This window comes from Aestuariivirga sp., from assembly GCF_044239095.1.
In the GTDB taxonomy this organism is placed as follows: Bacteria; Pseudomonadota; Alphaproteobacteria; order Rhizobiales; family Aestuariivirgaceae; genus Aestuariivirga.
This window is the reverse complement of record NZ_JBIICB010000317.1, coordinates 1-4,596: the sequence shown is the minus strand read 5'-3', so window position 1 is coordinate 4,596 and position 4,596 is coordinate 1. Positions and strand designations below refer to the sequence as shown.

The 4,596-nt window shown below is 66.4% G+C and carries 6 protein-coding genes; 4 read left to right on the top strand and 2 right to left on the bottom strand.

The genetic code is table 11. From position 1 onward, the window contains the following. Both ACILRA_RS20140 and ACILRA_RS20135 read right to left on the bottom strand, forming a co-directional pair. A partial coding sequence (locus ACILRA_RS20140) for an ABC transporter permease (RefSeq protein ID WP_395663840.1) occupies positions 1 to 1,725 on the bottom strand: 1,725 nt, incomplete at its 3' end. After that, a complete protein-coding gene (locus ACILRA_RS20135; protein WP_395663839.1) occupies positions 1,722 to 2,417 on the bottom strand; it encodes an ABC transporter ATP-binding protein in 696 nt (231 codons plus the stop codon). The genes ACILRA_RS20140 and ACILRA_RS20135, both read right to left, overlap by 4 nt. 70 nt (positions 2,418 to 2,487) lie before the next feature. On the opposite strand from ACILRA_RS20135, the gene ACILRA_RS20130 reads away from it, so the two are divergent. The 4 genes from ACILRA_RS20130 to ACILRA_RS20115 form a co-directional block, all read left to right on the top strand. Continuing rightward, complete coding sequence (locus tag ACILRA_RS20130; RefSeq protein ID WP_395663838.1) at positions 2,488 to 3,111, top strand: arylesterase; 624 nt, start codon at positions 2,488 to 2,490, stop codon at positions 3,109 to 3,111. A gap of 77 nt (positions 3,112 to 3,188) precedes the next feature. Then, complete coding sequence (thpR, locus tag ACILRA_RS20125) at positions 3,189 to 3,731, top strand: RNA 2',3'-cyclic phosphodiesterase (RefSeq protein WP_395663837.1); 543 nt, start codon at positions 3,189 to 3,191, stop codon at positions 3,729 to 3,731. Further along, positions 3,728 to 4,024: a 4a-hydroxytetrahydrobiopterin dehydratase gene (locus ACILRA_RS20120; protein ID WP_395663836.1), complete on the top strand. Its 297-nt coding sequence runs from the start codon at positions 3,728 to 3,730 to the stop codon at positions 4,022 to 4,024. The genes thpR and ACILRA_RS20120 overlap by 4 nt, the downstream gene beginning before the upstream one ends. 89 nt (positions 4,025 to 4,113) lie before the next feature. After that, the coding region (locus tag ACILRA_RS20115; RefSeq protein ID WP_395663835.1) for a Bax inhibitor-1 family protein at positions 4,114 to 4,596 on the top strand (483 nt) is incomplete at its 3' end.

Genomic DNA, 4,596 nt, shown 5'->3' with positions numbered 1-4,596 from the left:
GTCGCCGCGCAGCGCCCAGTTCGACTCGGGCGAGGCCTTGACCTCAGCCGCTGGAACGCCCTTCACGGCGACGACGCGGCCGCGCAGCATGGGCGAGTTGTTGACATGGGTGACGCCCTTCTCCTGCCCCACGGCATCCTTGAACTGGGCAAGCTCATTGTTGCGCACGTCGAGGAAGAAGAAGGCCGGCGCCTTCTCCGGAATGCCGGAACGGAGTTCGGAGGAGATCGAGCGGTCGGTCAGCGCCAGCGTCACGAACAGCGTAAGCCCGAGGCCGAGCGCCAGGATCACGGAGGCTGCCGCCGAGCCTGGCCGGTGGATGTTGCCGATGGCATAGCGCCAGATCGCGGAGGCGCTGCGCGGCATGCGCCGGGCAGCGAGGATGATCAGCCGGGCCAGGCCCAGCAGCACCACGAAGCTCGCCACCAATCCCAGCAGGAAGTAGGCGGTGATGCGCGTGTTCTCGAAGGAGAGGAATGTCAGCAGCGCGATGAGCGCCAGCGCCCCGCCGATGACCGCAAGCTCCGCCGGGCCCGGCCAGCCATGCACCGGCGCAATCCGGGAGCGGAAAAGTGCGGAGGCCGCCACGCGCCGCGTATGCGCCAGCGGCCACAGCGCGAAGGCGATGGTGGTGAGAAAGCCAAGCGCTGCAGCAAACAGCAGGGGCCGCACCTCAATTCCCGTCGCCACCGGCAGTGGCAGCAGGGGCCCGAGCAGTGCTGCGACCAGCGGCGGCGCCACGGCGCCCGCGGCGAGCCCGATGGCGATGGCGATGGCGCCGACGAGCAGGATCTCCGTCAGGTAGATCCCGAGCACATCGCCCGAGGAGGCGCCGAGGCATTTGAGCGTGGCGATTGAGCCCATCTTGCGGGTCACGAAGGCCTGCACGGCATTGGCGATGCCCGCGCCGCCGACGATCAGCGAGGCGAGACCCACGAGCGTCATGAAATAACCCAGCCGCTCGATGAAGCCGTCGACGTTCGCCGCCGCGTTGTTGCGCGTCCTGACGCGCCAGCCTGCGTCCTCGAATTTCTGTTCCGCCTCCTTGACCACGGCGCGGACCGCGTCCTGGCCGGTGTCCGGCGTCTTGACGCGATAGCGCCAGGTGATGAGGCTGCCCGGCTGCACGATGCCGGTTGCACGCAGCGTATCCTCGGTCAGCAGCAGGCGCGGGCCCAGCACCACGCCGTCGGACAACCGGTCCGGCTCGTGCTGGATCAGCGCCCTGACCGTAACCTCGATGGAACCGAGCTTGATCCGGTCCCCGGGCTTGACGCCCAGGCGGCCCATCAGCAGCGGGTCGGCGGCAACGCCCGGCACGCCGTCCACCGTGGCGGTGGCGTCTGAGAGCGTCATGCCGCCCTCGAGCTTCACCTCGCCGTAGAGCGGGTAGTTGGCGTCCACCGCCTTGGCCTCGATCAGCGTGGCATTCTCGCCCGCCACCGCCATGCCGCGCACCGTGGCGACGCGGCTCACCACGCCCTTGGAAGCGATGAAGGCGAATTCCTCAGGGGTTGTCTCGCGGTGGACGAGCGCGAATTCGAGGTCGCCGCCCAGCAGCGGCTGGCCCTGTTCGTCCAGCCCGCGCTCCATCGCCGCGGTCAGCGAGCCGATGATGGCGATGGTGCCGGTGCCGAGCGCCAGGCAGGTCAGGAAGATCCAGAAGCCCTGGAGGCCTGAGCGCAGGTCGCGGGCTGCAAAGCGCAGCCAGAGCGCGGGGTTCATGGATGGGCCCCGGAGACGATCCTGCCGTCCAGCACTTCCGCCACGCGGTCGCAGCGCTCTGCCAGCGCGCGGTCATGGGTGACGAGGAGAAGCGAGGCGCCATCCTGCGTCCTGAGGTCAAAGAGCAGCTTGATGATCTGCTCGCCCGTCACGTGGTCGAGGTTGCCGGTCGGCTCGTCCGCGATGATGATCTTCGCGCCCGATGCCAGCGCACGGGCGATCGCCACGCGCTGCTGCTCGCCGCCCGAGAGCTGGCCGGGGTAGTGCGTCAGCCGGTGGCCGAGGCCCACCCGCTTCAGCTTGTCTTCGGCAATGCCCATCGCATTCTTCGCGCCGCGGAATTCCAGCGGCACCGCGACATTCTCCAGCGCCGTCATGGTGGGAATCAGGTGGAAGGACTGGAACACGATGCCGATGTTGTCACGCCGGAATGCGGCGAGTTCGTCCTCCCCCTTGCCGGCAAGCGACTGGCCCGCCACGATCACCTCGCCCCGGCTCGCGCGCTCGAGCCCGGCGATGACCATCAGCAGCGTGGTCTTGCCCGAGCCCGAGGGGCCGACGATTCCGATGGCCTCGCCCGGCCTCACGGTCAGGTCAACGCCGCGCAGAATGTCGACATTGCCGGCGCGGCTCGGCAGGGTCAGGTGAACGTCCTTGAGGGAAACAGCGGTGGCGGTCATTGCGTCGAACATGGGTTTCCTTACGCCGGTTGTCGAGATCCGGATGCTTGAACATGCCAACCGTGGCGCTTAATTGACGAAGATGCTGAAACTTTCCGCCGTTCTCGCCTTCGCCGTGCTGATGATCAACGCCGCCGCCGCCCAGACCGTCACCCTGCTGGCGCTGGGAGACAGCCTCATCGCGGGCTATGGCCTGCAGCCCTCGGATGCCTTTCCCGTGAAGCTGGAGGCGGCGCTGAAGGCCAGGGGGCATGACGTGAAAGTGATCAACGGAGGCGTTGCGGGCGATACCGCACTCGACGGCGCCTCGCGCCTCGACTGGGCGCTGTCGGAGGAGGTCGATGCGGTGATCGTCGAATTCGGTGCAAACGATGCGCTCCGGGGGCTTCCCGTGCCGCAGGCCGAACAGGCCCTCGACCAGCTGCTCGGCCAGCTCGCCCAGCGCGGGCTTCCCGTGCTGCTCGCCGGCATGCGGGCCCCGCCCAATCTGGGGCCGGACTACCAGGCAGCCTTTGACGGCATGTATCCGCGGCTGGCGGAGAAGCACGCCACGCTGCTCTACCCGTTCTTTCTCGACGGGGTGGCGGCGGAGGTGAAGCTCAACCAGGCGGACGGCATGCACCCGAACCCTGCGGGCGTCGATCTGATCGTTGCCCGCATCCTGCCCAGTGTGGAACGATTGCTGGAGCAGGTTGCCGCAAAATAGGACTTTGGATTGGCGAGAATCGCGTTACCGTCAGCGCGTAGCGTACCGCCAATCCTTGACAGCAGAGGAGGCCCGCCATGCCACGATTGTTCACTGGCGTCGAAATCCCGGACGATGTGGCCTTCGACCTCGACCTGATGCGGGGCGGCATCATCGGCGCACGCTGGATCGACCGCGAATCCTACCACATCACGCTCCGCTTCATGGGCGACATCGACGAGAGGCTCGCCCGCGAGATCAGCTATGAGCTGGAGGGGGTGGAAGCCAGGCCCTTCCAGCTGCGGCTGGCAGGTTGCGGCCTGTTCGGCGGCAACAAGCCCCACACGCTCTTCGCAAGTGTCGAGGAAAGCCCCGAATTGCGGCGGCTGCAGGCCATTCACGAGCGCATCTGCCAGGCGCTGGGCATGCCGCCCGATCCCCGGAAATTCGCCCCCCACGTGACGCTGGCCAGGCTCAAGGAGCCGGACCATCAGGCCTTGCACCGCTTCATCGCCTCCCATAACCTCTACAAGAGCCGGGTCTTCGAGGTGGCGCGTTTCGTGCTGTTCTCGTCCCGGCCCTCGCGTGGGGGTGGTCCCTACGCGGTGGAAGAATCATATCGTTTACAGGCGGGGCTATGACAGACAAGGCACTGGTTGGAGTTGAACGTGCGAAGGCGCTGCATGAGCTGCGCGGGTGGGAAGAGGCCAAGGGCCGCGACGCCATCACCCGGACTTATCAGTTCAAGTCCTTCAGCCAGGCCTGGGCTTTCATGAGCCGGGTTGCATTGTTCGCTGAAAAGACCGACCACCACCCCGAATGGTTCAACGTCTATGGCCGGGTCGAGGTGACGCTTGCCACCCACTCGGCGGGCGGTGTCACCGAGAAGGACATCGTGCTCGCCCACAAGATGGACCAGTATGCCGGCGGCTGACGCAGGCTCCGGCTCCTTAAATTCCTGTAACTTGAAGATGAAGGGGCGCTCGCCCATATTCCGTTCAAAGCTACCGCTGGAGGAACGACATGGCTGAATTCAGATATCCTTCCCAGACGCGGGTGGGCACCCAGGCCGCAGTGGACCAGGGTCTCCGCTCCTATATGCTGGGCATTTACAACTATATGGCGCTTGGCGTGGCGGTCACGGCTGCGATCGTTATGGCGACCTTCACCATCCCGGCGCTCGGCGCTGTGGCCAATGCGCTCGCCTTCCCGGCGCTCATCGGCCTGATCGGCATGGGCTTTTTCGCCCAGCGCCTGCTCATGGGTGGCACGGTGGCGCGCGCTCACGTGGTCTACTGGGTCTATGTGGCGCTCTGGGGTATCGGCATCGCGCCGATCGTGAACCGCTATCTCGGCATCGATCCCTCGATGGTGATGACGGCCTTCCTGTCCGCCTCGCTCACCTTCGGTGCCATGAGCATGTGGGGCTACACGTCCAAGCGTGACCTCTCCGGCATGGGCGCCATCGCGGGCATGGCTCTGATGGGCCTGCTCATTGCTGGCCTC

What these genes read in the sequence shown, in the direction of transcription:
- ACILRA_RS20135 (WP_395663839.1), bottom strand. Translation starts at nt 2,417, where the DNA reads ATGTTCGACGCAATGACCGCCACCGCTGTTTCCCTCAAGGACGTTCAC.
- ACILRA_RS20130 (WP_395663838.1), top strand. Translation starts at nt 2,488, where the DNA reads ATGCTGAAACTTTCCGCCGTTCTCGCCTTCGCCGTGCTGATGATCAAC.
- thpR (WP_395663837.1), top strand. Translation starts at nt 3,189, where the DNA reads ATGCCACGATTGTTCACTGGCGTCGAAATCCCGGACGATGTGGCCTTC.
- ACILRA_RS20120 (WP_395663836.1), top strand. Translation starts at nt 3,728, where the DNA reads ATGACAGACAAGGCACTGGTTGGAGTTGAACGTGCGAAGGCGCTGCAT.